Source organism: Sporosarcina thermotolerans (assembly GCF_030067815.1).
Lineage (GTDB): Bacteria > Bacillota > Bacilli > Bacillales_A > Planococcaceae > Sporosarcina > Sporosarcina thermotolerans.
Genome location: NZ_CP125968.1, coordinates 647,911 through 671,531 on the forward strand (window position 1 = coordinate 647,911; position 23,621 = coordinate 671,531).

At 45.0% G+C, this 23,621-nt stretch carries 29 protein-coding genes and 4 pseudogenes; 28 read left to right on the plus strand and 5 right to left on the minus strand.

Translation table 11 applies throughout. The annotated features are described in order from the left end of the window. The first annotated feature begins 455 nt into the window (after nt 1-455). The 14 genes and pseudogenes from ureA to QNH10_RS03675 all read left to right on the plus strand — a co-directional run bounded on the left by ureA (nt 456) and on the right by QNH10_RS03675 (nt 11,856). On the plus strand, nt 456-758 hold the full coding sequence (gene ureA, locus QNH10_RS03610; RefSeq protein WP_283733542.1) for an urease subunit gamma: 303 nt from the start codon (nt 456-458) through the stop codon (nt 756-758). A gap of 12 nt (nt 759-770) precedes the next feature. Next, nucleotides 771-1,137, plus strand: a pseudogene (locus QNH10_RS03615) (urease subunit beta). Continuing rightward, nucleotides 1,138-2,852, plus strand: a pseudogene (gene ureC / locus QNH10_RS03620) (urease subunit alpha). Nucleotides 2,853-2,888: 36 nt separating this feature from the next. After that, nucleotides 2,889-3,335, plus strand: a complete 447-nt coding sequence (locus QNH10_RS03625) for an urease accessory protein UreE (RefSeq protein WP_283733543.1) — start codon at nt 2,889-2,891, stop codon at nt 3,333-3,335. Then, nucleotides 3,277-4,017 carry an urease accessory protein UreF gene (locus tag QNH10_RS03630; RefSeq protein ID WP_283733544.1) on the plus strand — a complete coding sequence of 247 codons (741 nt, stop codon included), beginning with the start codon at nt 3,277-3,279 and terminating at the stop codon, nt 4,015-4,017. The genes QNH10_RS03625 and QNH10_RS03630 overlap by 59 nt, the downstream gene beginning before the upstream one ends. Nucleotides 4,018-4,046: 29 nt before the next feature. Next, nucleotides 4,047-4,675, plus strand: a pseudogene (gene ureG, locus QNH10_RS03635) (urease accessory protein UreG). After that, nucleotides 4,662-5,474, plus strand: a complete 813-nt coding sequence (locus tag QNH10_RS03640; protein ID WP_283733545.1) for an urease accessory protein UreD — start codon at nt 4,662-4,664, stop codon at nt 5,472-5,474. Before ureG ends, QNH10_RS03640 begins: the two are co-directional and overlap by 14 nt. A 15-nt stretch (nt 5,475-5,489) precedes the next feature. Then, entirely contained in the window at nt 5,490-7,067 is a 1,578-nt protein-coding gene (locus QNH10_RS03645; protein WP_283733546.1) for an ABC transporter substrate-binding protein, read from the plus strand. Further along, nucleotides 7,068-8,027: an ABC transporter permease gene (locus QNH10_RS03650; protein WP_283733547.1), complete on the plus strand. Its 960-nt coding sequence runs from the start codon at nt 7,068-7,070 to the stop codon at nt 8,025-8,027. It abuts the gene before it with no gap. Nucleotides 8,028-8,037: 10 nt separating this feature from the next. Further along, entirely contained in the window at nt 8,038-8,832 is a 795-nt protein-coding gene (locus QNH10_RS03655) for an ABC transporter permease (RefSeq protein WP_283733548.1), read from the plus strand. Then, nucleotides 8,825-9,571 (plus strand): ATP-binding cassette domain-containing protein, encoded by a 747-nt coding sequence (locus QNH10_RS03660; protein WP_283733549.1) that lies wholly within the window; start codon nt 8,825-8,827, stop codon nt 9,569-9,571. Before QNH10_RS03655 ends, QNH10_RS03660 begins: the two co-directional genes overlap by 8 nt. A gap of 17 nt (nt 9,572-9,588) precedes the next feature. Beyond that, nucleotides 9,589-10,287, plus strand: a complete 699-nt coding sequence (locus tag QNH10_RS03665; RefSeq protein ID WP_283733550.1) for an ABC transporter ATP-binding protein — start codon at nt 9,589-9,591, stop codon at nt 10,285-10,287. 61 nt (nt 10,288-10,348) lie between these two features. After that, entirely contained in the window at nt 10,349-10,825 is a 477-nt protein-coding gene (locus QNH10_RS03670) for an acyl-CoA thioesterase (RefSeq protein WP_283733551.1), read from the plus strand. 80 nt (nt 10,826-10,905) lie between these two features. Beyond that, nucleotides 10,906-11,856: a hypothetical protein gene (locus QNH10_RS03675; RefSeq protein ID WP_283733552.1), complete on the plus strand. Its 951-nt coding sequence runs from the start codon at nt 10,906-10,908 to the stop codon at nt 11,854-11,856. On the opposite strand, the gene QNH10_RS03680 is transcribed toward QNH10_RS03675, so the two are convergent. Continuing rightward, complete coding sequence (locus tag QNH10_RS03680; RefSeq protein ID WP_283733553.1) at nt 11,853-12,221, minus strand: VOC family protein; 369 nt, start codon at nt 12,219-12,221, stop codon at nt 11,853-11,855. The two genes, QNH10_RS03675 and QNH10_RS03680, sit on opposite strands and share 4 nt — an antisense overlap. A gap of 452 nt (nt 12,222-12,673) precedes the next feature. On the opposite strand from QNH10_RS03680, the gene QNH10_RS03685 reads away from it, so the two are divergent. The 11 genes from QNH10_RS03685 to QNH10_RS03730 all read left to right on the plus strand — a co-directional run bounded on the left by QNH10_RS03685 (nt 12,674) and on the right by QNH10_RS03730 (nt 20,433). Next, entirely contained in the window at nt 12,674-13,459 is a 786-nt protein-coding gene (locus QNH10_RS03685; RefSeq protein WP_283733554.1) for a hypothetical protein, read from the plus strand. Beyond that, the gene (locus QNH10_RS03690) at nt 13,456-14,109 is read left to right on the plus strand and encodes a hypothetical protein (protein ID WP_283733555.1); all 654 of its coding nucleotides are present in this window, start codon (nt 13,456-13,458) and stop codon (nt 14,107-14,109) included. The genes QNH10_RS03685 and QNH10_RS03690 overlap by 4 nt, the downstream gene beginning before the upstream one ends. Before the next feature lie 2 nt (nt 14,110-14,111). Further along, the gene (locus QNH10_RS03695; protein ID WP_283733556.1) at nt 14,112-14,480 is read left to right on the plus strand and encodes a GntR family transcriptional regulator; all 369 of its coding nucleotides are present in this window, start codon (nt 14,112-14,114) and stop codon (nt 14,478-14,480) included. After that, nucleotides 14,473-15,189: an ABC transporter ATP-binding protein gene (locus QNH10_RS03700; RefSeq protein ID WP_283733557.1), complete on the plus strand. Its 717-nt coding sequence runs from the start codon at nt 14,473-14,475 to the stop codon at nt 15,187-15,189. The genes QNH10_RS03695 and QNH10_RS03700 overlap by 8 nt, the downstream gene beginning before the upstream one ends. After that, a complete protein-coding gene (locus QNH10_RS03705; protein ID WP_283733558.1) occupies nt 15,186-16,103 on the plus strand; it encodes an ABC transporter ATP-binding protein in 918 nt (305 codons plus the stop codon). Before QNH10_RS03700 ends, QNH10_RS03705 begins: the two co-directional genes overlap by 4 nt. After that, nucleotides 16,081-16,524, plus strand: coding sequence for an ABC transporter permease (locus QNH10_RS20420; protein ID WP_347177979.1), 444 nt, complete (start codon nt 16,081-16,083; stop codon nt 16,522-16,524). The genes QNH10_RS03705 and QNH10_RS20420 overlap by 23 nt, the downstream gene beginning before the upstream one ends. Continuing rightward, complete coding sequence (locus QNH10_RS20425) at nt 16,500-16,841, plus strand: DUF2705 family protein (RefSeq protein ID WP_347177980.1); 342 nt, start codon at nt 16,500-16,502, stop codon at nt 16,839-16,841. Before QNH10_RS20420 ends, QNH10_RS20425 begins: the two co-directional genes overlap by 25 nt. A 451-nt stretch (nt 16,842-17,292) precedes the next feature. Next, the gene (locus tag QNH10_RS03715) at nt 17,293-18,102 is read left to right on the plus strand and encodes a nuclease-related domain-containing protein (protein WP_283733559.1); all 810 of its coding nucleotides are present in this window, start codon (nt 17,293-17,295) and stop codon (nt 18,100-18,102) included. Nucleotides 18,103-18,491: 389 nt separating this feature from the next. Next, nucleotides 18,492-19,136, plus strand: coding sequence for a DUF2207 domain-containing protein (locus QNH10_RS03720; RefSeq protein ID WP_283733560.1), 645 nt, complete (start codon nt 18,492-18,494; stop codon nt 19,134-19,136). A gap of 35 nt (nt 19,137-19,171) precedes the next feature. After that, nucleotides 19,172-20,227: a DUF2207 domain-containing protein gene (locus QNH10_RS03725; protein WP_283733561.1), complete on the plus strand. Its 1,056-nt coding sequence runs from the start codon at nt 19,172-19,174 to the stop codon at nt 20,225-20,227. A gap of 26 nt (nt 20,228-20,253) precedes the next feature. Continuing rightward, nucleotides 20,254-20,433, plus strand: coding sequence for a hypothetical protein (locus tag QNH10_RS03730; RefSeq protein ID WP_283733562.1), 180 nt, complete (start codon nt 20,254-20,256; stop codon nt 20,431-20,433). A 45-nt stretch (nt 20,434-20,478) separates the two neighbouring features. On the opposite strand, the gene QNH10_RS03735 is transcribed toward QNH10_RS03730, so the two are convergent. Both QNH10_RS03735 and mscL read right to left on the minus strand, forming a co-directional pair. Then, nucleotides 20,479-20,646 carry a hypothetical protein gene (locus QNH10_RS03735; protein ID WP_283733563.1) on the minus strand — a complete coding sequence of 56 codons (168 nt, stop codon included), beginning with the start codon at nt 20,644-20,646 and terminating at the stop codon, nt 20,479-20,481. After that, a pseudogene (gene mscL, locus QNH10_RS03740) lies at nt 20,647-21,026 on the minus strand (large conductance mechanosensitive channel protein MscL). A gap of 82 nt (nt 21,027-21,108) precedes the next feature. Here mscL and QNH10_RS03745 point away from each other — a divergent pair. Next, complete coding sequence (locus QNH10_RS03745; RefSeq protein ID WP_283733564.1) at nt 21,109-21,330, plus strand: transcriptional regulator; 222 nt, start codon at nt 21,109-21,111, stop codon at nt 21,328-21,330. Nucleotides 21,331-21,381: 51 nt separating this feature from the next. Here QNH10_RS03745 and QNH10_RS03750 read toward each other — a convergent pair whose 3' ends face one another. Next, the gene (locus QNH10_RS03750) at nt 21,382-21,648 is read right to left on the minus strand and encodes an MGMT family protein (protein WP_430541093.1); all 267 of its coding nucleotides are present in this window, start codon (nt 21,646-21,648) and stop codon (nt 21,382-21,384) included. 179 nt (nt 21,649-21,827) lie between these two features. On the opposite strand from QNH10_RS03750, the gene QNH10_RS03755 reads away from it, so the two are divergent. Beyond that, nucleotides 21,828-21,980, plus strand: coding sequence for a hypothetical protein (locus QNH10_RS03755; RefSeq protein WP_283733565.1), 153 nt, complete (start codon nt 21,828-21,830; stop codon nt 21,978-21,980). Nucleotides 21,981-22,228: 248 nt separating this feature from the next. Here the strand turns inward: QNH10_RS03755 and QNH10_RS03760 are convergent, their stop codons facing one another. Next, nucleotides 22,229-22,888: a phosphatase PAP2 family protein gene (locus QNH10_RS03760; protein ID WP_283733566.1), complete on the minus strand. Its 660-nt coding sequence runs from the start codon at nt 22,886-22,888 to the stop codon at nt 22,229-22,231. Between the two features lie 95 nt (nt 22,889-22,983). Here QNH10_RS03760 and QNH10_RS03765 point away from each other — a divergent pair, with 95 nt between their 5' ends. Then, nucleotides 22,984-23,547 carry a glycerol-3-phosphate acyltransferase gene (locus tag QNH10_RS03765; RefSeq protein WP_283733567.1) on the plus strand — a complete coding sequence of 188 codons (564 nt, stop codon included), beginning with the start codon at nt 22,984-22,986 and terminating at the stop codon, nt 23,545-23,547. Nucleotides 23,548-23,621 lie beyond the last annotated feature (74 nt).

Sequence of the window (23,621 nt, forward strand, 5' to 3'; positions counted from 1 at the left end):
TTGTGGGCGTGGTGGGGTGTGTTTTGAGTGGGTAGTAAGTCCTGCGATGAGCAAAACATAGTGAAACTCGAGCAAAAGTGACCCGAACTCGAGCATTACACAAGCAAACTCGAGCAAAAACAGCCCAAACTCGAGCAAAACTCACATAAACTCGAGCATACCTTTTCGAATCGTTACAAACCCTATGAAGTAAGCTTTTCCCCCAACGAATTTCTGCTTTGTGTAGAAGTTGCCAAGGAAAAATGATTATCCTATAATAGAGTCGTTGTAATTCCCTCATTACCCTCATAAATGACCTACATCACGATAGGTTCTAATCAAACGGACACTCGTCCTTTACCGCATATTCTTGCAAAACACTAAATGTACGAAAAAAAATGAATAAGAAAGATAGTATTGGTAGAATACTATCTAAAGTTGTCTAAAATATGTGACTATTATTTGGAGGTGTTTTTTTGAAGCTATCACCAGTTGAACAGGAAAAATTGTTGTTACACGTAGCAGGGGAGCTCGCGCTGAAGCGTAAGGAGCGAGGCGTAAAGTTGAATTACCCTGAGGCTGTAGCTCTTATTTGTCATTTCATCATGGAGGGTGCGCGAGATGGGAAGACTGTTGCGCAGTTGATGAGTGAGGGGAAACAGTTATTGACGGTGGATGATGTAATGGAAGGCGTCGAGGATATGGTAAAGGAAGTACAGATTGAGTGCACATTTCCGGATGGGACGAAGTTGGTTACGGTGCATCACCCAATTCAATAAGGGGGTTTTCATATGAAACCAGGAGAGATCAAGGCGGCAGACGGGTGGATTGAAATCAATGTCAGACGAGCGGTGAAGACGGTGAAGGTCGCGAATACAGGTGACCGTCCGATACAGGTTGGGTCTCATTTCCATTTTATTGAGGTAAATAAGTTTCTGGAATTCGATCGTGAGCACTCGGTTGGAATGCATTTGAATATACCTTCAGGGACGGCGGTCCGTTTTTGAACCGGGTGAGGAAAAGGAAGTGGAGCTTGTCGAGTTTGGTGGAAGGCGCCATGTTTTTGGTTTAAACAAGCTGACGGAAGGATCCACGCATAAACGAGAGGAAATTATAGAAAAAGCATCTGATGGCGGATTTAAAGGAGCTGACAGTTAATTGAAAATTACACACGAGCAGTATGCAAGAATGTTTGGCCCGACTGTGGGCGACAAGGTTCGTTTGGCAGATACTGATCTATGGATTGAAATAGAGAAGGACTATACGACTTACGGAGACGAAGGCATTTTTGGCGGCGGGAAGTCCCTTCGCGTATCGATGGGACAGAATGGTGAAAAGACTTCCGATGAAGGCGTTCTTGATACGGTCATTACAAATGCAACAATCATCGATCATACAGGGATTGTGAAGGCCGATATCGGTATCAAGAATGGAAGGATTGTCGGAATTGGCAAGGCGGGTAATCCGGATACGATGGACGGTGTCGACCAGGGTATGATCATCGGGGTTGGAACAGAAGTGTACGGGGGCGAAGGGTTGATCGCAACTGCGGGAGCGATTGATACGCATATTCATTTCATCAGTCCCCAGCAAGTTGAAACGGCATTGAATGCGGGGACGACGACATTTATCGGTGGTGGGACAGGCCCGGCGTCAGGTTCCACTGCGACGACAGTGACACCAGGGAAATGGCATTTGCATCGGATGCTTCAACAGATCGAAGACATTCCGTTGAATATCGGTTTATTCGGAAAGGGAAGCGCAGCATTTCCAGCACCACTTGTTGAGCAGGTGCGGGCGGGCGCGATTGGTATGAAGATTCATGAGGACTGGGGCGCAACGCCTTCCGCTTTGGATCAAAGCTTGAAAATCGCGGATGAATACGATATTCAAATTGCTTTGCACTCCGATACGTTGAATGAGGCGGGATTCGTTGAAGACACGATTAATGCGATTGACGGAAGGGTCATCCACGTTTTCCATACAGAAGGAGCGGGTGGAGGACATGCACCGGACCAGTTAAAGATGGCGTCGTTGCCAAATGTATTGCCAGCTTCGACGAATCCAACAAAGCCGTTTACGACGAATACAATTGATGAGCATTTGGATATGCTAATGGTTTGCCACCATTTGAAACATGATGTGGCGGAGGATGTTGCTTTTGCGGATTCGAGGATTCGTCCTGAGACGATTGCTGCCGAAGACATTATGCAGGATCTTGGGATTTTGAGCATCATGTCATCCGATTCCCAGGCGATGGGCCGGGTAGGCGAAGTGACAATCCGAACATGGCAGACTGCAGACAAAATGAAGAAGCAGCGCGGTCCACTTCGACAGGATGAAGGGAAAGATAATGATAATTACCGTGTAAAGCGCTACGTTTCGAAATATACGATCAACCCTGCCATTGCCCAAGGGATTTCGCATGAGGTTGGTTCGCTCGAAGAAGGCAAGTTAGCGGACATCGTTTTATGGGAGCCTGCATTTTTTGGAGTTAAAGCTCAGGTCGTCATTAAGGGCGGTGTGGCCGTGTATGCGATGACGGGAGATCCAAATGCATCAATCCCGACGCCGCAACCGATGATGGGCCGTAAGATGTACGGATACCATGGACACGGCCCGCAAAATGCGGCGATGACATTTCTACCAAAAATTGCTGTAGAAGAAGGCCTTCCGGAGCAACTTGGACTGAAGAAGATGATTGGAACAGTGAAAAATTGCCGCAACATTTCAAAAGCGGATATGAAGCATAATAGCGAAATGCCTGTAATCGACGTCGATCCGGAGACGTATGAAGTGAAGATTGACGGGAACTAGCGACATGCGATCCGGTTGACGTCCTTCCGATGGCACAAAGGTATTTCTTGTTTTAATTAATATAACTATTGATTTGTAAAGGAGTATACGCGATGTTAATTGAAAAAGTCATAGGCAATATCGGGGATACCGAAGAAGTTTCAGGAAAGCGCATCGAATGGGTCGATCTGGAATGGGAAGAACTGAGCAAGCGTATTTTGCGTACAGAAACGAATGAGGGTACGGACGTCGCTTTGCGCATCGATCAGGAGGAACCGTTGAAATACGGCGACCTCTTGTTTGAGGACGACGAGCGCTGTATCGTGATCCGGACAAAAGTGGAACAGGTCATCGTTATCCGACCAAAGGATATGGTTGAGATGGGTAAAGCCGCTTTCGAGCTTGGCAACCGCCACACACCTGCTTTGATCGAAAAAGACGAAATCGTCGTCCGTGCAGATCATACCCTTGCACCATTATTGGATGAGGTGGGTGTGGCATATGAAACAACCGAGCGTCGATTCAAACAACCTTTCAAATACCGTGGCCATTCCCACTGACATCCAGTTTCTTCGGCTGCTTCAAATCCATGACTCAGCCTTCCCAATCGGCACTTATACACAATCGTACGGAATGGAAACATATATCCAGGAGGACGGCATCCGGGCAAAGGAGGAACTTATTGCTTTTTGCACAACGTTTCTCCACCAAAACCTCGTCTACGGGGATGCGATTCTCATTCAGGAAGCGTTTGGGGCGGCAAAAGACCAGGACATCGAGCGGCTTTTACATTTGGAGGAGCTTTGCGGAGCTATCAAGCTTGCAAAGGAATCAAGGGATGCGAGCGTCAATTTGGGCAGGCAATTCATCCGGACAGTTGCACCTCTTGTACAGGATGCATTTTTCGATGAATGGAAAAGTCGGATTGGTGCCAATGAAATTAAAGGGCATTATGCCATTTTGTACGGCATTTATTGCGCAGTCAATGACGTCGATGCCCACCATACGGTCTTATCGTATTTATTTTCATCGGTGAACGGTCTTGTTCAAAACGCGGTGCGTGCTGTGCCATTCGGGCAAAATACAGGCGTCCAAGCAATGCATCAGCTGTCCGAAGAAGTAGTTACAGCCGTTAGGATCGTCGCTAACTTGAAAGAAGAGGACATCAGTAACAACGCCCTCGGCATCGAGCTTGCCTCGATGAAACACGAATACCTATTTTCGAGATTATTTATTTCATAGTTTTATTTCTGAAGGAGGCGGTTTTTTATATGAAACCAGTACGAATTGGAATCGGAGGTCCCGTCGGATCGGGCAAAACATCGCTTGTCGACGCACTAACTCGAGCAATGCATGAAAACTATAACATTGCAGTCATTACAAATGATATATACACACGCGAAGATGCCCAATTCCTAATGAATCACGGGGTGTTGGAAGAAACAGGATTCTTGGAGTAGAGACAGGCGGATGCCCGCATACCGCAATCCGCGAAGACGCTTCCATGAACTTCGCAGCAATCGATGAATTGAAAGAACGCTTCAACGATCTCGATATCGTTTTCGTCGAAAGTGGCGGGGATAACCTTTCAGCTACATTCAGCCCTGAGCTTGTCGACGGATATATCTACGTAATCGATGTCGCGGAAGGACAGGATATTCCAAGAAAAGGCGGTCCTGCGTTAACAAGATCCGATCTTTTATTGGTCAATAAAACTGACCTCGCACCGCATGTTGGCGTCGATCTTGAACAGTACGAAAGTGATGTGAAGAAGATGCGAGGCGGCCGCCCTTATGTCCTTGCGGATGTCCGCACACGGAAAAACGTCGACAAAATCGTCGAATGGATCAAACGGAATATGCTGCTTGAAGGCGCGGGCGCGACAAGTGCTGGTGAGTAAAGTGGCTCGAAGACACCATAACGGCAAGCTGAAATTGGTGTTTGAGCCAAGGAGAGGTTACACAAGGATGCCGCATGTATTCCAGCAACCACCGCTAAAGGCGAGCCGTGAACTGTATGAAGGGGACAATCCGATGGCGACGGTATATGTGATGGAGTCTTCGGGTGGCATGGTGGCTGGCGATCGGAATGATATTTCGATAAAACTATTGCCGGGAAGCAAGGTAAGAATCATCCAGCAATCGGCGTTGAAGGTGTACAGGTCACATACAGGAGAAACTTGTGTGCAATCTATTGATGCGGAGCTTGAAGAGGACGCGCGACTTGAATGGATGCCTGAAGTGATCATTCCGTTTGCGGATGCGAAATTCAAAATGGAAACGACGATCCGTCTTGCGAAAAATGCCACACTGCTATGGGGTGAAATCATCGCGCCTGGCAGGGAGATGAGAGGCGAAGTTTTCGATTTCTCGTCATTGAAGTCAATGTTAAGAATTTACGTTGAAGATGAGCTAATTGCTTTCGACAGTCTTCATTTCATTCCCGAGAATATGAAACTTCAAGATCTTGGAATGCTTGAAGATGCGTTGTATGTCGGCTCCATCTGGCTCGTATCGAAAAAAGCAGATTGTCTCGATCTACGGGCAATCCAGGAGGCATTGAATGTTGGAGACGGCTTACGCGCTGGAGTGACAAGGCTTGCGGGAAATGCGGTCCATTGCAGATTCCTTGGTGTCAATCAATGGAGGCTCCAGCAGGAGATGAAGCGCGTCTATACCGAGCTCTCTGCGCTCATTTAAAGGATGGAGGAAACTATGAAAAAACAAATAAGTATGATAGCCCTCATCTCGCTGATCCTGCTGTTAGTCCTAACAGGTTGCGGAAAAGGTAACGAGCACGCGGTTGGCGGCAAGAAAGAAAACAGTCTTATCTATGCATCCGAAGCTGAGTTTGATGGTTTGAATCCGATTCTTGAGGAGACGAATTTGGATGCTCTCCTCTTCCGGGGGCTGTTCCGTTTTGATGAAAACAATGAACCGAAAGCCGATATTGCAGATTCCTATACCATATCGGATGATAAATTGACTTATACATTCAAGCTTAAGCAGGATATTCGTTTTCACGACGACGAGCCGCTGACTGCGGATGATGTGATTTTTACGATCGAAAGTATTTTGGATGATAAAAACGCTTCATTTTTGAAATCGGATTTTACTGAAGTGGCATCAATGAAAAAGCTGAATGATTACGAGTTTGAATTGAAGCTGAAACACCCGTTCACACCAATTCTTGATAAGCTGACGGTACCCATTTTGCCAAAGCATGCGTTTCAGGGTGTTGATATGAGGACCGCTGAGTTCAACAGCCATCCGATTGGCGCAGGACCTTATCAGTTCGACAAATGGGACCGAGGCAATAGCTTGATGCTGAAGGCATACAACCAGTTTTATGGCACAAAGCCGACCATCGAGAAAGTCATCTTCAAATTCATCCCTGACAGCAATGTCCGGGCTTTGCAACTCGCTTCGGGTGAAGTCGATATTGCTCTGCTTGACCCAGTGCAAGTAGGTGAGCTTGAAAAGCGAGATCATATTAAAATTTATAATGTTGATACCGCGGATTACCGCGGAATCCTTTTCAATATGCAAAACGAGCTTTGGCAAGATGTGCGTGTTCGTCAGGCATTCAGTTTCGCCATTGATCGGGAACGAATCGTAAAAGGTATTTTGAAAGGATATGGAGAAGTAGCCTATTCACCGCTTCAAAAACATGATTTTCATTATGAAGAAATTGAAAAATATAGTTTTGACCAAGCACGTGCAGAAGCTTTGTTGGATGAGGCAGGTTGGGAAAAGTCTACCAATGGATTCCGTTATAAGGACGGCCAAAAACTGAGCTTCACAATTACAGCGCCTGCATCCGATTCAGTCCGTGTAAATATGGCGAATTATGTTGCTGAGGGCTATAAGTCAATTGGTGCGGATGTCGATGTGGCAGCACTTGACTGGAGTGCAATCACAATCGAAGAGACGGATGCATTCATGATTGGATGGGGTAGCCCGTACGATGCCGATCATCATACGTACGGCTTATTCCATTCATCTGAATCAAGTCTAACAAGCTCGGGCTATAACTTCGGAAACTATTCGAATAAAAAAGTAGATACCTATCTTGAAAAAGGTCGCTTATCTATGGACGAAGCAGAACGGAAGGAAAGCTATATGGCCTTCCAGAAAGAGCTTGCGGAAGACCCGGCATTCGCATTCATCGCTTATGTAAATGCAGTTTATGGCATTAACGGGAATATCGAAGGCGTGAAGGAGCGAACGCTCGGTCACCACGGTTCCGGTTTCCTGTGGAATGTCGAGGAGTGGAAGTGGAATGACCGTTAAATGGATTGGGAAGCGCATGATGTTGGGGATTTTAGTTCTCCTCATCGTGAGCTTCCTCTCTTTTTCATCATGCATGCTGGACCAGGCAGCTCAGCAACAGCATATTACGGGGGCAATGCCCAAACATTGACTGCATCTGAGAAGGAGCGGATCAGTGAGGAGTTTGGGCTGGACCGTCCGTTGATCATACAATATGGGTCTTGGTTGAAAGAGACGATGAATGGGAATCTCGGTATGTCGGCTAAGGAGGGACGTCCTGTCGCATTGATTTTAGGTGAGCGTTTGCCGAATACGCTTCTCTTATTCGGAGTATCGATGTTTTTCATCATCATCGGATCGATTTGGCTCGGAATGGCTGCAGGAGTGAAGCCGGGATCGCTGTTAGATAGGGGGCTATCGATGTTCAGTATCGCATCCTCTTCAATCCCCCCTTTTTGGCTTGGAATTTTATTTATTTATTTATTTTCCGTTACGTTAGGCGTCTTGCCTTCTTCTGGGACGAGGAGTCTGATTGGGGACGGCGGCTTTTTCGATAAAATACGGCATCTAATCATGCCGGCATCCGTCATTGTGTTGACGCATGTCGGCCTGTATGCGCGCTTCCTCCAGGAGAGTGTAAAGACGGAGATCGAAAGCTATTATGTGATGACTGCAAGGGCGAACGGAGTAGATGAACGGGAAATCAGGATTGGAGTATTACGGAACGCTTTCATTCCCTATTTGAATTATCTTGGCATGACGATTCCTTCATTTTTTGGGGGTTCGGTCATTGTGGAAGCCCTTTTTGCATGGTCGGGCCTCGGGCAGTTGCTCATAAAATCCATCATGGTGAAGGATTATCCGCTGCTGATGGGCGGTATCATGCTGACATGTTTGATCGTCGTCATTACACTGTTCGTCATTGATGTTCTCATGTTCATGCTCGATCCAAAGCTTCGTAGAGGGGAGTTGGGCGGATGACACAGAGAAAATGTTTGTTTTCTGGTGCTCACTTTTAGGCCTGATCGTTATTTTGACGCTATTTGCCGGTTCGTTTTCTTCCCATCCGGTGAATGAAATGGACATGGACGCTGTATTCTCCGCCAGGGATGGTCATCTGTTAGGGACGGACCATCTTGGCAGGGATGTGTTTTCTCGTTTATTGGAAGGCGGAAAAGTAACATTGATAGTTGCCGGCTTATCGGTTCTGCTGTCATTCATCATCGGAGTCGTTTATGGTGGAATAAGTGGGTATGCCGGCGGGTGGACCGATAGTGTGATGATGAGGATTTTGGAAGCGCTCATTTCCATCCCTTCGCTTGTTTTGGTACTTGCTTTTCAGGCAATCATGCAAGGCGGGATGTGGGGAATGACATTCATCATTGGGGTGACGGGGTGGTTCACTACGGCGCGAATTGTCCGTTCTGAGTTCATCCGGCTGAAGGATACTGAGTACGTTAAAATGGCGAAAATGTTCGGTACGCCAGTATGGAGGATCATTACCGGGCATTTGCTGCGCAACAGTTTGCCGCCGTTGTTCGTCGTGACGATCTTCAATTTAGCGGGAGCTGTGTTTATCGAAGTGTCGCTAAGTTTCCTTGGAATCGGCATTCCTTCGGCAATTCCATCGTGGGGGAATATGCTGTACAATGCACAAAATGATTTATTGATCGGTGCATGGTGGATTGGTGTATTCCCTGGATTGCTGATCTTCTTGACGATACTTTCCATTAACTTCATCGGGGAAGCTTTGAAAGATCCAAGAAGGAGGCGGTTCCATGCTTGAGGTGAAAGGATTATCAGTTGAAATAAATGAAGTCCCTGTCGTAAAGGGTATTACCTTTTTAATTCCGAAAGGGAAAGTGACAGCGCTGATTGGTGAAAGTGGCAGTGGGAAAAGCATGACAGTCTCAGCATTGTTAGGTATGCTGCCCGCAAATTCGCGTGCCTATGGAGAAGTTCATTATAAGGATATGGACTTGTTGAAAGCGACTCCTGAAAAGATCTCAGCATTACGGAAAAATAAGTTCTTTGCGGTTTTTCAGGATGCATCAAATAGTTTCAATCCGAGTGTGAAGATGGAACGGCAGTTGTATGCATTCTCCGGGAAAAGGGTTGGCGATGATGAGGAGAAGTTTCAGGAGAAGATGCCGGAGATTTTAGAGAGGTTAAGCTTGTCTGTTGATATTATGGATCGATATCCGTTTGAGTTATCGGGTGGAATGTTGCAGCGTTGCATGGTTGCATGCGCATTCTATTTGGAGCCTGAATTATTGATAGCCGATGAACCGACTTCAGCACTCGATAAAGTCGTACAGAAGGAGTCCATAAAAACGCTACATCTGTTGAATGAAAGCGGGACAACAGTCCTTATCATCACCCATGACTTGGATGTTGTGGCGGCTGTGGCAGATGAAATGATTGTCATGCGGAAAGGCGAAGTCGTTGAGACAGGGGCTGTTGAAGATGTTTTGGCAAATCCAACACATGAATATACAAAACGTTTGCTGGACAGCCGATTTTAGGAAAGGGGGTGCCGGAAGTGCTTAAAATAGAAAATCTTTCAAAAAGCTATGGCAGAGGAAAACGAAAAAAGAACGTCCTTCATGATGTGAATCTGACAGTTGGTGAGGAAGAGATTGTTGGGATTGTCGGCGAAAGTGGCAGCGGGAAAAGCACACTATCCCGTCTGATCATGCGTTTAGAATCCGCAGATGAAGGAACGGTTTCATTTGCAACCGTAGATAATTTCTATGCTTCCTGTCAAATCGTCTTCCAAAATGCATCTGCCGCTATGAATCCGTCCTGGACGGTTCGCGATATTTTAAAGGAGCCGCTTCGCAAGATGAAAGGTGATCGAGACGCCCATATCCGCGAAATGCTTGAAAAAGTGAGTTTGGAAGAAAAGCATTTGGACCGGCGCCCTTCGGAACTAAGCGGTGGGGAGCGTCAACGAGTGAATCTCCTTCGCTCAATCCTTGTCGAACCGAAGCTACTTGTTTGCGATGAAATTGTATCCAATTTGGATCGTTTGATACAGAAGGAAATTGTTGAATTGATACAGCGGCTTAACCGGGAGACGGGAATGGCGATTCTGTTCATCTCCCACGACCTCGATGTCGTGGAACATCTGTGTAACCGAGTTTATGTGATGAAGAGCGGAAGGATTGTTGAGGAGGGCGTGAAACGGGACGGTAGGTTTTCATTTGAACACCCGTATTCCCTTTTGCTATTTGAGTGAACTTGTTCAACCATTTCGATAGTGGGTATACTAAGAGAGTATTAAAAGGGAGATGACAGTAATGGAACAACGGCCGATGAGCCACTCACGTACAATCGTTACGAAGCTTGTACTACCGCCTGACACAAACCATATGCAGACGATTTTTGGTGGAAAGGTGCTGGCATACATAGATGAAATTGCCGCCATTGCGGCGATGAAACACTCCAACAAGCGTGCTGCTGTCACTGCATCCATCGATTCGGTCGACTTTCTGTCGTCTGCCAAAGTCGGCGATGTACTTGAACTGGAAGCGGTCGTCAGTTCGACGGGCCGTACGTCGATGGAGGTTTTCGTAACGGTGCATTCAAGGGATTTGGTTACGGGTGCGACCAAGTTGACGACAGAGTCATTTCTGACGATGGTCGCAATGGATGAAAACAATAAACCGACAGCGGTTCCTGGCATCTATCCGGAAACCGAAGCCGAAAAACGATTATTCGACACAGGTCCAGCACGTAGAGACCACCGGAGATTACGTAGGGAAATTATACATTGATAGAAGTCGCCTTTTATGGCGGCTTTTTTGATTGAAACCTCCAACGATATTTTCCGTATATAAGGAAAGGAGTGAGTGTGATGAGGGCGGATATTCAAGAACGGCAAATGGAACTGACGATGCTGCGGAATGAACGGAACCGGGTGAAAAGACGTCTTGATGGGGCGGAGGCGCAATATAAGGAAGCGGTTCAGTTGCGTGATCGGTTGCACAGGCAACTATCAAAGGAGCAACAGGATGTCGTGAAGCTTGGGAAATTCTCGTTTGCGAATAAACTAAAAGAGTGGACAGGCAAATGGGATATGCAGATGGAAAAGGAAATCAATGAAGTCGTGGAGGCCGAACTGAAATACAATGAGGCGGAAAAGACAGTTACGGATTTGGAAGCGGAAGTGAGCCGACTCCGTGAACAGATGAAACGGGAGGATTTTCTTTATATCGACGAGGATTGGTCGGACTTCTTAAAAGAGAAAGAGGCATGGATAAGGCAAAACGATTCGGTGGCAAACGGTACTTTGCAAAGAATCGCAGATGATCGAGTACGTGTCAGGTCATTGATAAGGGAAATCGACGAGGCATACGAAGCGGGCGACAAGGCGATGCGGACACTTGACGCTGCGCTTGATAAGCTTGGAAATGCTGAAGGGTTGTCGATGTGGGATACGTTTTTAGGCGGTGGCCTGATCGTTTCAGCTATGAAGTATTCGGAAATGAACAGCTCCGATGATCTCGTACACCGTGCTCAACGCGCCCTTCGGCATTACGAAACTGAATTAATGGATGTACAAAATGTCGCTTCTGAATCTTTCAAAGTGAATCATAATGACTTTTTCACATTTACGGATATCTTCTTCGATAATATTTTCTCCGACTGGGCGGTGCATTCGCGGATAACAGACGCGAAGGGCAAGTTGAATGGCGTGCTTCAAGACGTCCGCCGTGTGCAGGACCAACTGCGAAGGAAACGTGATGAAGCTATGGAAGAATTGAAGCGACTTGACCAGCAGGAGAAGGATATTATTGTGTCTTAGTCAAACTCCAAAAACTCAATCCGATTGCCAAATGGATCTTGTGTGAAGAAGCGGGCCCGGCCTGCGATCGGTGGTTCTTCAGTGATGGGGAAGTCTGCCGCAATTAGACGGGATTTCAATTGTTCAAGCGCATGTACGGTGAATCCGGGATGCGCTTTTTTTGCTGGTGTGAAATCTGCTTCGACACCGATATGGACTTCTTGTGTACCGCATTGGAACCAGCATCCACCGCGTGCTTGCAAGTTTTCTGGTTTCGGGATTTCTTTCATTCCAAGTAGCTCACCGTAAAATTTGCGTGCTTGTTCTTCGGAATTCGGTGGTGCTGCGATTTGGATATGGTCGATGCCAATGAGAAATTGAGTCATATGAATCTCTCCTTTGCTCTTGTTAACTTCAGTGTAGATGAGTTTATCAAGAGAAGCTATGACGGGAAATGAAACGATATGTATAAGGGTTGCTTATGGATAATTGGCTTCGCGATAAGTCCCGCGGAGAATGTCATCTTGGCACCCTTTTTTGTCGTGCCAAATGTTTTTGAGCAACTAAAAAAGCTCTTTTATTGAATGGGTGAATAGTCCCTAAATGACAATATATCTCGGGAAATGATCGATATAAATTGGGAAATAATCGATAAACCATATCAATTGATCGATAAGTTCCGGGAAATAATCGATAAAACCTGGGAAATGATCGATAACTTTTTCCGGTTGGAAGAAATAGGACTTTTAAATTAATCTTCACGAAATAGTCAAATTCCTTTGCAATGCTGCATAAGTTAGTGTACTATGTAACTAATACACCGATACAGGAGGGGTAGATGGTGAAGCAATGGAATGGTTTATTGCAGAAGGAATGGGTGCAGTGGAGGGTACAGATAATCGTTTTGGTCCTTCTGATGCTCACGGGATTGTTCGTTTTCCCGACATTTGCAAAGGTATTAACAGCGGGGGAAGTTCCCGTATTTGAAATTACGATGATCATTAGTTTCGTGGCGGCGGGTGCCTGTGTTTTTGTCCCGGTCATTGCATTCGCAACGATGTTTAACAAAGAAATGAAAAGGCCGGATCTATGGCTTCATTCGACAGCGTCCACGTCCAAACTAATTGGGGTGAAGCTGTTCATGGCAGCGGTAATGGGATTTGCCTATTTACTCGTCCCAGTAGTGGTCGTTGCAATCCGCTATCTATTCACATCACATCCGGAGGTGATGTTCAGTGAGTTGCTGTTCGTAGGCGTCCTGTTAATAAGCGCCGTTTTTTTAGCGTCTATCCAGTTTATGGTTTATGGCTTTTTCTTTATCGTCATCGATCAACTGCTAAAACCTTTTCTTAAAGGGTTTTCGATTATCATCACTATAGTCTTATTTATCATTTCAGCGCGAATTTATGGCGAGGTCATGAACTCCGTTTTTTATGAACGGTTCATAAAGATAGGGCGCTTTGATTTGTTAAGTATCAAAAGTTCTAATATTCATATCCAATATGAAAACTTTGCCTTTAGTAATACCGTTTTGTACTTCGGTGAAATTGCCTTCGCTATTTTCTTTACAGTCGGTCTACTTTACCTCGCTATCACCTTATTTGAAAAGAGGGTGAGGCTATGACGGGTTGGAATGGTTTATTACGCAAAGAATGGATGCTGATGAGATATACGTTCATTGCTTTTATCGTGGTCTTTGTCGTGATTGCCGTATCAAGTTTCGCACCCCTTGCGGTCGGAGGCATATTTGATCTTGTAGAAATTACTAATATGTTCTCGTATTTGCAAATGTATTTTGGGGCGCTGCTTTTCATCCATAGTCTTCATACGGATATGAAGCAGCCTGATATATGGCTACATTCTCCAGCTTCAATAACACAGCTTTTGGCCTCCAAGATGCTGATGGCCTTACTATTAGTCGGTGTGTCTAACCTGATTTGGAGCGGCATAGGGGTTGTCGCCTATTTCATCGGCGGATTTGAAGGGGTCATCCCTGGATGGCCGAACTTGCTAAAAGTATTCCTTACTGCCACTTTTGCGATTTCAGCAAGTTTGCCGATATGGGTGATCTACAGGCTTTTGTCATTGAAGATTGGCTGGTTGGCGGTAATTGTTGTGATTATATTTTTCACCTTGGTATCAATGGTATGGGGAATCATAGAGGTAATATGGGGAGAAATTGGACCTGACATAGGTTCACTCGTATACATCCTCGTTTCATTCGTATTATTTGCAGGCGGAGCAATTTTGCTTGAGAAGAAAGTGAGGTACTAACGATGAGCATTGATTTTTTACCGGATAAGCCGATTTACCAGCAGCTCATCGACCGGATTTTGGGGGATATTATGCGCGGAACGCTTGCAACGGGAGAAAAGTTACCGTCCGTCCGTGAATACGCGGTTGAAGTCGGCGTGAATGCGAATACGATGCAGCGCGTTTACAAGGAGTTGGAGCAGATGGAGATCACTGAGACAAGAAGGGGGCAGGGATCGTTCGTGACGGAGAATCAGGAAAAGATTACAGCACTTCGCAATGAAATGAAGGAGCAACTCGTGACGGCTTTCCTTCAAAGCGTGGCAGCATTCGGATTTACGACTGAGGAGATTGTAAAGTGTCTGCAGGAACGGGGTGGCGAAAATGATTGAGTTAAAACATATCGTGAAGAAATATGGCAGTAAAAGGGCGCTACAGGATGTGACATTATCGATTCCGAAGGGGAAAGTGATTGGACTTGTCGGTGAAAACGGGAGTGGGAAATCGACATTATTGAAGATGATGGCGGGTTTATCGACACCGAATAGCGGGAGCGCGTCGTTTGACGGGAAGCCGATTACACGAAGGGTTGCTTCCAGAATCGCGTATATGTCCGATACGGATGATTTCTATACGTACTTCACAGTTCAGCAGCTGATTGACTTCTACGAATCGCAATTCAAGGATTTTGATGTGCTCAAAGCGAAGGAGATTGTGCAATTCCTGAATGTGTCGCTTAATTCGAAAATAAAAAGCTTGTCCAAAGGGAATCGAGGGCGGGTGAAAATTGCGGTGACGCTTGCACGTGAAGCGGATGTTTATCTGTTAGATGAACCGTTTTCCGGACTTGACCCTATGGTGCGGGACGATATTGCAAAAGGACTAATCCGTTTTACAGATCCGGAATGGCAGACGGTTATAATGTCAACGCATGAAATCCGGGAAGTCGAGCCGCTTTTGGATGATATCATAGTCATGAGGGGCGGAGTTATCATCGCACATGAAGCTGTTGATGAAATCCGTGATTTCTATGGGGTGGATGCAACAAGCTGGATGGTATCGCTGTTCAAAGATGGGAATAGGGAGGGGATTTCAAAATGAAACCAGTAGTGGAATTAAAGAACTTATCTAAAACGATAGGAAGCAAGAAAATCATCGACAATCTGAATTTGTCGCTGTATCCGGGGACAATTACAGGTTTTCTTGGTCCGAATGGTGCAGGGAAAACAACGACAATCCGAATGATGGTCGGTCTGATGAAACAGACGGGTGGCGATGTCGTCATTGATGGAGTATCGTTGCGAGATAATTTCGAGGAAGGCCTTTCGAAGGTCGGTGTCATCGTTGAAAATCCGGAAATGTATAAGTTCATGTCCGGGTATAAGAATTTAGTACACTTCGCGCGCATGCATAAAAACGTGACGAAGGAGAGAATTGATGAGGTCATCCGACAAGTCGGGATGCAAAATAGGATTCATGAAAAAGTAGGGACGTATTCACTTGGGATGCGTCAGCGGCTTGGTTTAGCTCAGGCGCTATTACATCGGCCGAAGTTCTTGATATTGGATGAACCGACGAACGGTCTCGATCCGGCGGGCATCAGGGAGTTCCGTACGTATTTGCGCCAAATCGCGGAAACGGAAGGGGTTGCCGTTTTTGTTTCAAGCCATATGCTGTCAGAAATCGAGTTGATGTGCGATCGGATCGCTGTTATTCAAAACGGGAAGTTGGTCGACATCCGTGAAATGTCGGAGACGCGGGAATCGTTCTATTATATAGAAGCAACTCCTGTGGAGAAGGCGAAGCAACTGCTTTTAGATGAAGGTTTGACGGTGGATGATTTTAATAATGGGTTGATTGTGAATGTGGAACAACAGCAAATTCCGGGAATAATGCGGTCATTCATTGCCGAAGGACTGGAAGTGTTCGCGGTGCAGCCGCATAAGAAAACGTTGGAAGATGAGTTCTTGGAAATGACAGGAGGTGGCCAGATTGCTGAAACTTATGCAAAATGAATGGATGAAACTGTGGAATAAAAAAAGTACGTGGGTATTGGTTGCGATAATGGTTGTGCTGACTGCAGGTATGACGGCATTGATGAAATACATTAGCACCCAAAATATGGGCGGAAATTTTACGAGGGAAAGCATGATTGGGGATCCGTCTTCACTTGGCGGGACCGTGTTATTGTTGACAGTCATCGTGGCGGCGGGCATTGTCGCATCCGAGTTTTCACAAGGGACTATCAAGATGCTACTAACAAGACCCGTGAAACGGTGGAAAATCCTGACGTCGAAATTTATAACAGTGAATTTGTTCGGCATTTTTCTAATGGTGATTGGTTATATAGTATATGTCCTGTTGGCGTTAATCTTGTTTAAATCGGGGACGGATCAAGGACTTTCAGAAGTATGGGGAAAAGCTTGTACATGTTAGTGTTGTCATTCGGTAGCGTATTTGTTACAGCGACATTCGCATTTGCAGTCGGTAGTGTTTTCCGATCAAGCTCTCTGGCAATCGGACTTTCTCTATTCATCTATTTCACAGGGACTACAATATCCGCGTTGCTATCGAAATATGAAATCGCTAAATACTTGCTGTTCACGCATATGGATTTGACGCAGTTTGAAACTGGGATGATGTTGGTTGAGGATATGACGATGCCATTTTCACTTGCGGTATTGGCGGTTTATATCGTTGTGTTTTTGGTGGTTAGCTATACAAGCTTTGTAAAGCGTGATGTGACCGCTTAAAGAAAAGCACTCCATGGTGGGGTGCTTTTTTTGTAAGAAAAAAGCACCTCAACAATCACTTGTGATTGTTGAAAGTGCTGATAAGACCAAATGACGTTCCAAGGATGACAAATGCAAACAATGTATACATGATGTATAGGAACCACATGAAGACTTCACTCCTTTTAAGCTAATCCTATAGACCATTGTAGCATTAGTGTGCGGGGGAGGCAACGGGCGACACGGCTTTGCCATAGTTTAGTGTGAGGGGGAGGAGGTCCCGATTTGGTGATATATTGAGTTATTCAATAGATAAAGCCTATGATTCAATTGATATGTGGAAGTATTCAATAGATAAACCCAGCTATTCGATAGATATACTTGAATATCTGTGAGAAAGTTTCACTGGGGTGGAACCCTTATGGAAAAAGCATTTCCAACATGCTAAAGTAATTGGTGGAGGTGGTATATATTGATAATTAAAAAGAAATCAAATTCATTTAAACTTATGGGTTTAGAAAGGCTGCTGCAACGATTACCCAATCATCATTCCCGCTATTCAAGTATTGAAAATGCTATTAGAGCAACCCGGGCAGGTGAAAATGGAGAAAGGATATTAGCGGATGTTTTTCAGAAGTACGAGTTCCCGTTCAAACACTTTATATTTCACGATTTAAATTTAAGGTCAACTGGGCAGTTTCAAATAGACACACTATTTCTTTGTAAGCAAGGGCTGATTATTTTTGAGATGAAAAACATTGCGGGGCGAATTAGTTTTCCAACCGATCAAAATCAAATTGTTCGTACCTTAGACAATGGACAAATTGATTCGTTTGAATGTCCATCCATTCAGCTTAGTCGCAATCAAATTTTGCTGGAAGATTGGTTACATGCTCGAAGTATGTCGATATCGATTTATACGGCAGTGGTTTTTCCTAGACCACAGCAACGTATTGAAAACAACCGTACCAACTTAACGATTTTATTCCCCCTTGAAATACCTGTATTCCTTCGAAACATCGTAGAACAACCCCCAACTCTCGATGATCATCAACTTAGAAACATTGCAACTACTTTGATGGAAAGCCATCGTGATTATAACCCTTTTCCTTTATCATCCAATTACAACATTTCACCTTCCGAAAAAAAAAAGGCGTCCGCTGTGTACGCTGCGGTCAATTTGGCATGCAATCCATTCACAAAGGATGGGGATGCAACCGATGCGGCCATACTGATTCGCACGGACATTTACAAGGAATGTTGGATTATATTATCTTGGTGAATAATCAGGTCACTAACAAAGAGTGTAGAAACTTTTTGCAACTCGAAAGTCATCAAAAAGCAAATAGGATTTTAAAACAATTGGAAATACCATCACAAGGAGAGAAGAAGGGAAGAGTTTATGTTGCTTCCTTGAAAGACATAGAATTATTGTCAAAACGCGCTACAGAGCATGAGCGAAAAGTCCTGAATTGGTGATATATTTATGTATTCGATGGATAAGAATCGTAATTCAATTGATATCTCGCTTGATTCAATAGATAAGTCCAAGGATTTGATAGATAATAACTATTTTTATGCTCTTGGATATGCTGAATATCCCTATTTTAAGTGTTATTGAAACTTACCACCTCAATCTGTCGTAAGACAACAAATAGGGAGGTGGTTACGATGAAGAATCTATTGGGTTTCATTATGGTAATGTTGCTAATCCTGTTCCCGCCTGCAACCGCGCATGCAAAGTCATTCACGGTGGACCGGGTGCAGATTAAAGGATGGGTGCAACCGGACGGGGAGATGTTGGTCAATGAGGTGTTCACCTATACATTCGATGGTTCGTTCTCAAGATTGACTCGTTCCTTTCCAGATGAGCATATTAGCCAGATTCGCGGATTCGAAGCGTATTTGATTCACGATGCACGCCCTGTTGTTGGTGAAATTGATGAATCAATCCTATCACAGGCGCAAACGTCATCGAAAGGCAGTACCTACTCGACTTCAGTTGAGGCTGAGAATGAAACGATATCAGTGCTGTACGTCTATCGGATGCTGAACGCAGTGAAATCATACGATACATATAGTGACCTAAACGTGACTTATTTCGAGGGCGGGGCAAATCACGATGAGGATATCAATAATATAAGCATTGACTATGTTTTGCCGGGCGATGTTGGCGATGTCAATATCCATGGATTTATTCTCGACCGTGAGGGCTTGGTGAATAAGGTGTATCGCAATGGAATTTCGTTTCATACGCCCAATTCGGCTGCGTACACAGTAACGGGACCCGAGTATTTTTCCCTTCATCCATTATGACTGAGCAAAGCAAGTATGCCGCGCCGCTTCCTTTAATGGATGCAATCCAGCAGGAGCGTGATACGATTGCCGAAAAGGAATCGAGATGGTCCAATATCCCATCAGCAATAACGGCCGCAGATGGATTACGTATCGTATTTATTGTGTTAATTGGCCTAATTATCCTTCTGAGACAGCGGGTGATTCCTTTATTCGGAAGTACGGATCTCGTTTTACGGACCGATCCGATGTATTTGGCGCTTGTCGATCAAAATGGAAAGTTCAACAGGAAGAGTTTTTTATCAGGCCTGTTCTCACTTGTTGAAAAAGGTGTCGTCAAAGTGGAAATGACCGATTCGGCAATGCGGTTCAACGGCAAGAGCAGCGCGCCTGAGAAGACCCTTGTATTTCATTTACAACAATCAAGTCAAATAATGAAGAACTTATTGCCGCATGAACAGTATTTGGTCACCTGGTTATTCAAGGGCAGGGCTGGCCATCGGAAGTTCCATTTGCATGACATTGCAGGTCCTTCTATTAAAGGAGATAAAAAAGATCGCGTTCAAGTGCGAAAGCAAAATAAGTTTGTCGTGAACCATGAAGCATGGCATGACGACGTCCTTCGCCTCATGATAGAGGCGGGCGCGCTATCGACGATGCTCTCCAAAATTTTGAAGACGGCAATCATCTTCCTGCTCACAATTTTGATGATGTTCGGATTCTATGCGGACGGGGCAGGCGGATGGGGAATTGCATTTCCTGTCATTGTCGCAGGTATCGGGTATTATTTTTATATTGTAAACCCGGGTAAGAAATGGCCTGCCATCCTGTTGTTCATCGGCCTGTTTTTCGTTGGTGCTCAAACGGCAGACGCGATTGTCACCAATGCAACCCTTCAACTAATCATTGTCGGAGCGATCCTGTTCGCTGTCATTCCAAAGGCGTTGCCAAAATCTATAACTGCGCTTTTTACGAAGATGAGCATTGTGAAATTCCAGATGAAAACAAAGTGGAATGCCGAACCGCCTCATCATCTTCATCCGGAAGATATCGACCGTTGGATGATACGCGCATATTTGCTGAATCCATCAAGAAACGGCTTCCGAAGTTGAAGGGAAGTGTACTGGATTCCTATCCATTGGCGCCGCTTTTTGCCTTGCAGGTGGATCCGCTTTATTTCGCCTATTCGACTTGGGGGCCTATGTCTATTAATCAAGGCAGCAGTTCTTCAAGTAGTGGTGGTTCTGATTACGGTGGAGGATACAGCGGTGGAGGCGGTGGTGGAGATGGCGGCGGCGGCGGGGCTGGCGCGGATTGAGTGGGAAATTCGAGTGAGTCAAAGGTCCTGAAAAGACGATAACTCTCATGAAGTGACCGATAAAATTGTGAACTTGACCGATAACTTGCGTAGAGTGACCGATAACTCTCCAAGAGTGACCGATAACCCGCGTAAAGTGACCGATAACTCCAATAGCAGCACCAACTCAAAAAAAACCGCTTCAGTCTCACATGGACTGAAGCGGTTTTTCATTCATTTCTTTTCTTCTTTCAATAAATCACGGATTTCCTTCAATAATTCCTCTTTTGCATCAATCGCAGGTGTTTCCTCTTTAACAGGTTCTTCTTTCCGTTTGAATTTCATCATAAGTCGTACGAAAAGGAAGATTGAGAAGGCGATTATTAGGAAATCAATGATGTTTTGTAAAAGAGTCCGTACTTGATTTCTGTTTCTCCGAGTACGAGGTGAAGTTTTGACACATCCACTTTTCCTGTCAGCGCTACAAGGAGGGGGGTGATGATGTTTTCAACGAGGGACGACACGATTTTACCGAATGCACCACCGATGACGACTGCGATTGCCAGATCGAGAACATTCCCTTTGAATGCAAATTCCTTAAAGTCTTTCCACATTGTGATTACCAACTTTCTAATGTCTAAAATAGTACCGATTCGCATAGTATAAGAACAAATGTTTTTATTGGAGTTGAGAGCAATGAGACGGGAATTGATCAAACTATGCGACCGCCGGGATTTGGCTGATATGATCTATATGAGTGCGGACGGAGCGCTTACAAAAAGGCGCATTCGAATTTTATCAGTTGGTGACAATTCATTCAAGGCTTTTTGCTATTTACGCCGTGAAAAACGGACCTTCACAATTGACCGTGTCCTGTCGGTAAGACGTGTCATCAGCAGAGAATCATGGGTCATATGAATTCCTCCTCCGGGAACCACCGGTAGACAGTAAGATCCACCTTTCCGTTCCTCATGAATTCCACACCTTCACCTTCAAGCAACTCTCGTTGTAATCCGCCTTTTTCCTCACCATCAGTTGGGTCGAGATTCCACCCTGAGCGTTAATGATCCGATGCCATGGCAACTCATATTTCGCGCTCATCGAATGCAGGATTCTTGAAATTTGCCTTGCGCCACGCGGATTTCCTGCTGCACTTGCTACTTGTCCATATGTCATGACGCGTCCCGCGGGAATTTCTTTAATGATTTTCACGGCGCGTTCTGTAAATGGTAACATACCATCCCTCCTATGAAACTATCCGACTCATTCAATCGTACAGTATGTAAAGAAAAATTTAAATTGGGAGGGATGGCCAGAGTGAAAAAAATATTCATCAAACAAAGTCTAATGGGCTATGCGATTAAAGTCGCCGGTGTCGTCGTGATGGTTTGGGTGTCATCCAAGGAATTTTCACATTGGTGATGATGTCGCAAATGGGCGGTCATATGAATGAGTGGGGGGAGTGGCAGTATTCCAGCGGATTATCGGGAGCTGCATTGTTCGGATTTATCGGCATCATTGCAACACATTTCCTCTATGGATTGCTCATTATCGGATTCGGGAAGTGATTGACTTACTACAGAGGATATATTTCAGATTGCATCCGGAGGCCGAGCAACAATGGGTGAAGGAGCAGGAGGAAAAAGAGGTTGTCCCTCCGAACTATTAGAAGTGATTTACGATAAACAACGAAAGACTTTTTCATTTTCAAGGTGGATGTGGGGGAGTGTATAGAATTCATAGAGGTAGGCGGTTTCGCACCTCGCGTATTATTGGAAGATGAAGCAAAGAAGTTCATGAATTAAAAAGCGCCCCGTCATGAATTGACGAGGCCCTGTTTTTTTCGCCGTTGGTAGAAATCGAAAATGAAAACTGTAAAGACAACCCAAAATGCGCTTGCAACAATGCCACCCGCAATATCGCTTGGGTAATGGACGCCGAGATAGATTCGGCTTAATGCAATCATTCCGAACATGAAAACAGCGAATGCCAACAGTGCAATTTTGCCTGCAGGTACCCGGATCTTGCGCCAAAGAAGAATGACGGCTATTGCATACAAAGTGAATGCCATCATTGTATGCCCACTTGGAAAGCTATAGCCTACTGCATCGGCGAGTCTGTGAAATTCAGGGCGTTCCCGTTTGAATATGAATTTCAATGTTTGATTCAGCGCGCTTGTCCCAACTGTTGCAAAGAAAAAGAAATAGGCGCTTGAATGAGCGCGGAAGCCCCAAAATAAAAGTGCTGTCACTGCAATAATGAGGACCATGACAACTTTTGTGGAGCCGACAAATGAGAATCCGTTCATGATCGGCGTCAGCCAAGGCGCTTCCCGACTTTGTACAATCGCAATGATTGGCTGGTCAAATCCTATTATTGTATCCCGGCTGATGATTGTAGCGATATAGGCAAAGATGCCGATGAATAAAATACATAATGCAATTGCTATGTTAGGGCGCAATGATTTTTCTTTCAAATAAATACATCCTTTCTTCGCACCATTGTACTGGAATTGAAGGCATGGTGCATTAATCTAACACTCTGAAGAAGTGGCAAAGAATGGGGATATGTATGAAAGTTGTTTTCTTACTGATTGGCGCTTATTTAGTTGGCAATTTCCTTACTGCAACAGTAGTCGGGAAGTTTTTCTTTAAGCAAAATATCCGTTCGGAAGGCAGTGGAAATCCCGGTGCGCGAAATGCGGGGAGGGTGTTTGGCAAAAAGGCATTCGTCCTGACATTTATCGGGGATGCACTGAAAGGGGCGCTTGTCGTCCTTGCTGCCAGATGGATGGGGATGGAAGGATGGCCTCAATTGCTATTTTTGATAGCTGTCATGTTAGGCCATAACTATCCAATTGTACATAAATTCCGTGGCGGGTTAGGCGTATCGACATTCATAGGCGGGATGTTGGCGTTCAATCCACTTGTTGTAGCCTGTTTTGTTGGGGCATTTCTTGTCCTTTATCCGATATTCAAAAGCTTTACTTTGGCGGGATTAAGCTCAATGGCTTTGTCACCGTTATTTTTGTATGCCTTAACAAGGGACTTGCCGGAAACAGTGCTTTCCTGCATAGTGATAGCCATCCTATTATTTGCGCATATAAGCGATTTCATTAGAATAAAGGACAATTGAATCAATTGTAGTCACCTTCTCAGTGGATTATAATGGAATAAACGGGTCTTTCATTCAAATGAAAGGTCTTTGGA

Excerpts from the sequence above, each read along its gene's own strand:
- QNH10_RS03655 (WP_283733548.1), top strand. The coding sequence starts at position 8,038 with ATGTTTGTTTTCTGGTGCTCACTTTTAGGCCTGATCGTTATTTTGACG.
- QNH10_RS03745 (WP_283733564.1), top strand. The coding sequence starts at position 21,109 with ATGAGACGGGAATTGATCAAACTATGCGACCGCCGGGATTTGGCTGAT.
- QNH10_RS03690 (WP_283733555.1), top strand. The coding sequence starts at position 13,456 with ATGACGGGTTGGAATGGTTTATTACGCAAAGAATGGATGCTGATGAGA.
- QNH10_RS03695 (WP_283733556.1), top strand. The coding sequence starts at position 14,112 with ATGAGCATTGATTTTTTACCGGATAAGCCGATTTACCAGCAGCTCATC.
- QNH10_RS20425 (WP_347177980.1), top strand. The coding sequence starts at position 16,500 with ATGGGGAAAAGCTTGTACATGTTAGTGTTGTCATTCGGTAGCGTATTT.
- QNH10_RS03660 (WP_283733549.1), top strand. The coding sequence starts at position 8,825 with ATGCTTGAGGTGAAAGGATTATCAGTTGAAATAAATGAAGTCCCTGTC.
- QNH10_RS03725 (WP_283733561.1), top strand. The coding sequence starts at position 19,172 with ATGGATGCAATCCAGCAGGAGCGTGATACGATTGCCGAAAAGGAATCG.
- QNH10_RS03735 (WP_283733563.1), bottom strand. The coding sequence starts at position 20,646 with ATGAAAAACCGCTTCAGTCCATGTGAGACTGAAGCGGTTTTTTTTGAG.
- QNH10_RS03700 (WP_283733557.1), top strand. The coding sequence starts at position 14,473 with ATGATTGAGTTAAAACATATCGTGAAGAAATATGGCAGTAAAAGGGCG.
- QNH10_RS03625 (WP_283733543.1), top strand. The coding sequence starts at position 2,889 with ATGTTAATTGAAAAAGTCATAGGCAATATCGGGGATACCGAAGAAGTT.
- QNH10_RS03645 (WP_283733546.1), top strand. The coding sequence starts at position 5,490 with ATGAAAAAACAAATAAGTATGATAGCCCTCATCTCGCTGATCCTGCTG.
- QNH10_RS03650 (WP_283733547.1), top strand. The coding sequence starts at position 7,068 with ATGGATTGGGAAGCGCATGATGTTGGGGATTTTAGTTCTCCTCATCGT.
- QNH10_RS03720 (WP_283733560.1), top strand. The coding sequence starts at position 18,492 with ATGAAGAATCTATTGGGTTTCATTATGGTAATGTTGCTAATCCTGTTC.
- QNH10_RS03705 (WP_283733558.1), top strand. The coding sequence starts at position 15,186 with ATGAAACCAGTAGTGGAATTAAAGAACTTATCTAAAACGATAGGAAGC.
- QNH10_RS03685 (WP_283733554.1), top strand. The coding sequence starts at position 12,674 with ATGGTGAAGCAATGGAATGGTTTATTGCAGAAGGAATGGGTGCAGTGG.
- QNH10_RS03675 (WP_283733552.1), top strand. The coding sequence starts at position 10,906 with ATGAGGGCGGATATTCAAGAACGGCAAATGGAACTGACGATGCTGCGG.
- QNH10_RS03750 (WP_430541093.1), bottom strand. The coding sequence starts at position 21,648 with ATGTTACCATTTACAGAACGCGCCGTGAAAATCATTAAAGAAATTCCC.
- QNH10_RS03765 (WP_283733567.1), top strand. The coding sequence starts at position 22,984 with ATGAAAGTTGTTTTCTTACTGATTGGCGCTTATTTAGTTGGCAATTTC.
- QNH10_RS03670 (WP_283733551.1), top strand. The coding sequence starts at position 10,349 with ATGGAACAACGGCCGATGAGCCACTCACGTACAATCGTTACGAAGCTT.
- QNH10_RS03680 (WP_283733553.1), bottom strand. The coding sequence starts at position 12,221 with ATGACTCAATTTCTCATTGGCATCGACCATATCCAAATCGCAGCACCA.
- QNH10_RS03630 (WP_283733544.1), top strand. The coding sequence starts at position 3,277 with ATGAAACAACCGAGCGTCGATTCAAACAACCTTTCAAATACCGTGGCC.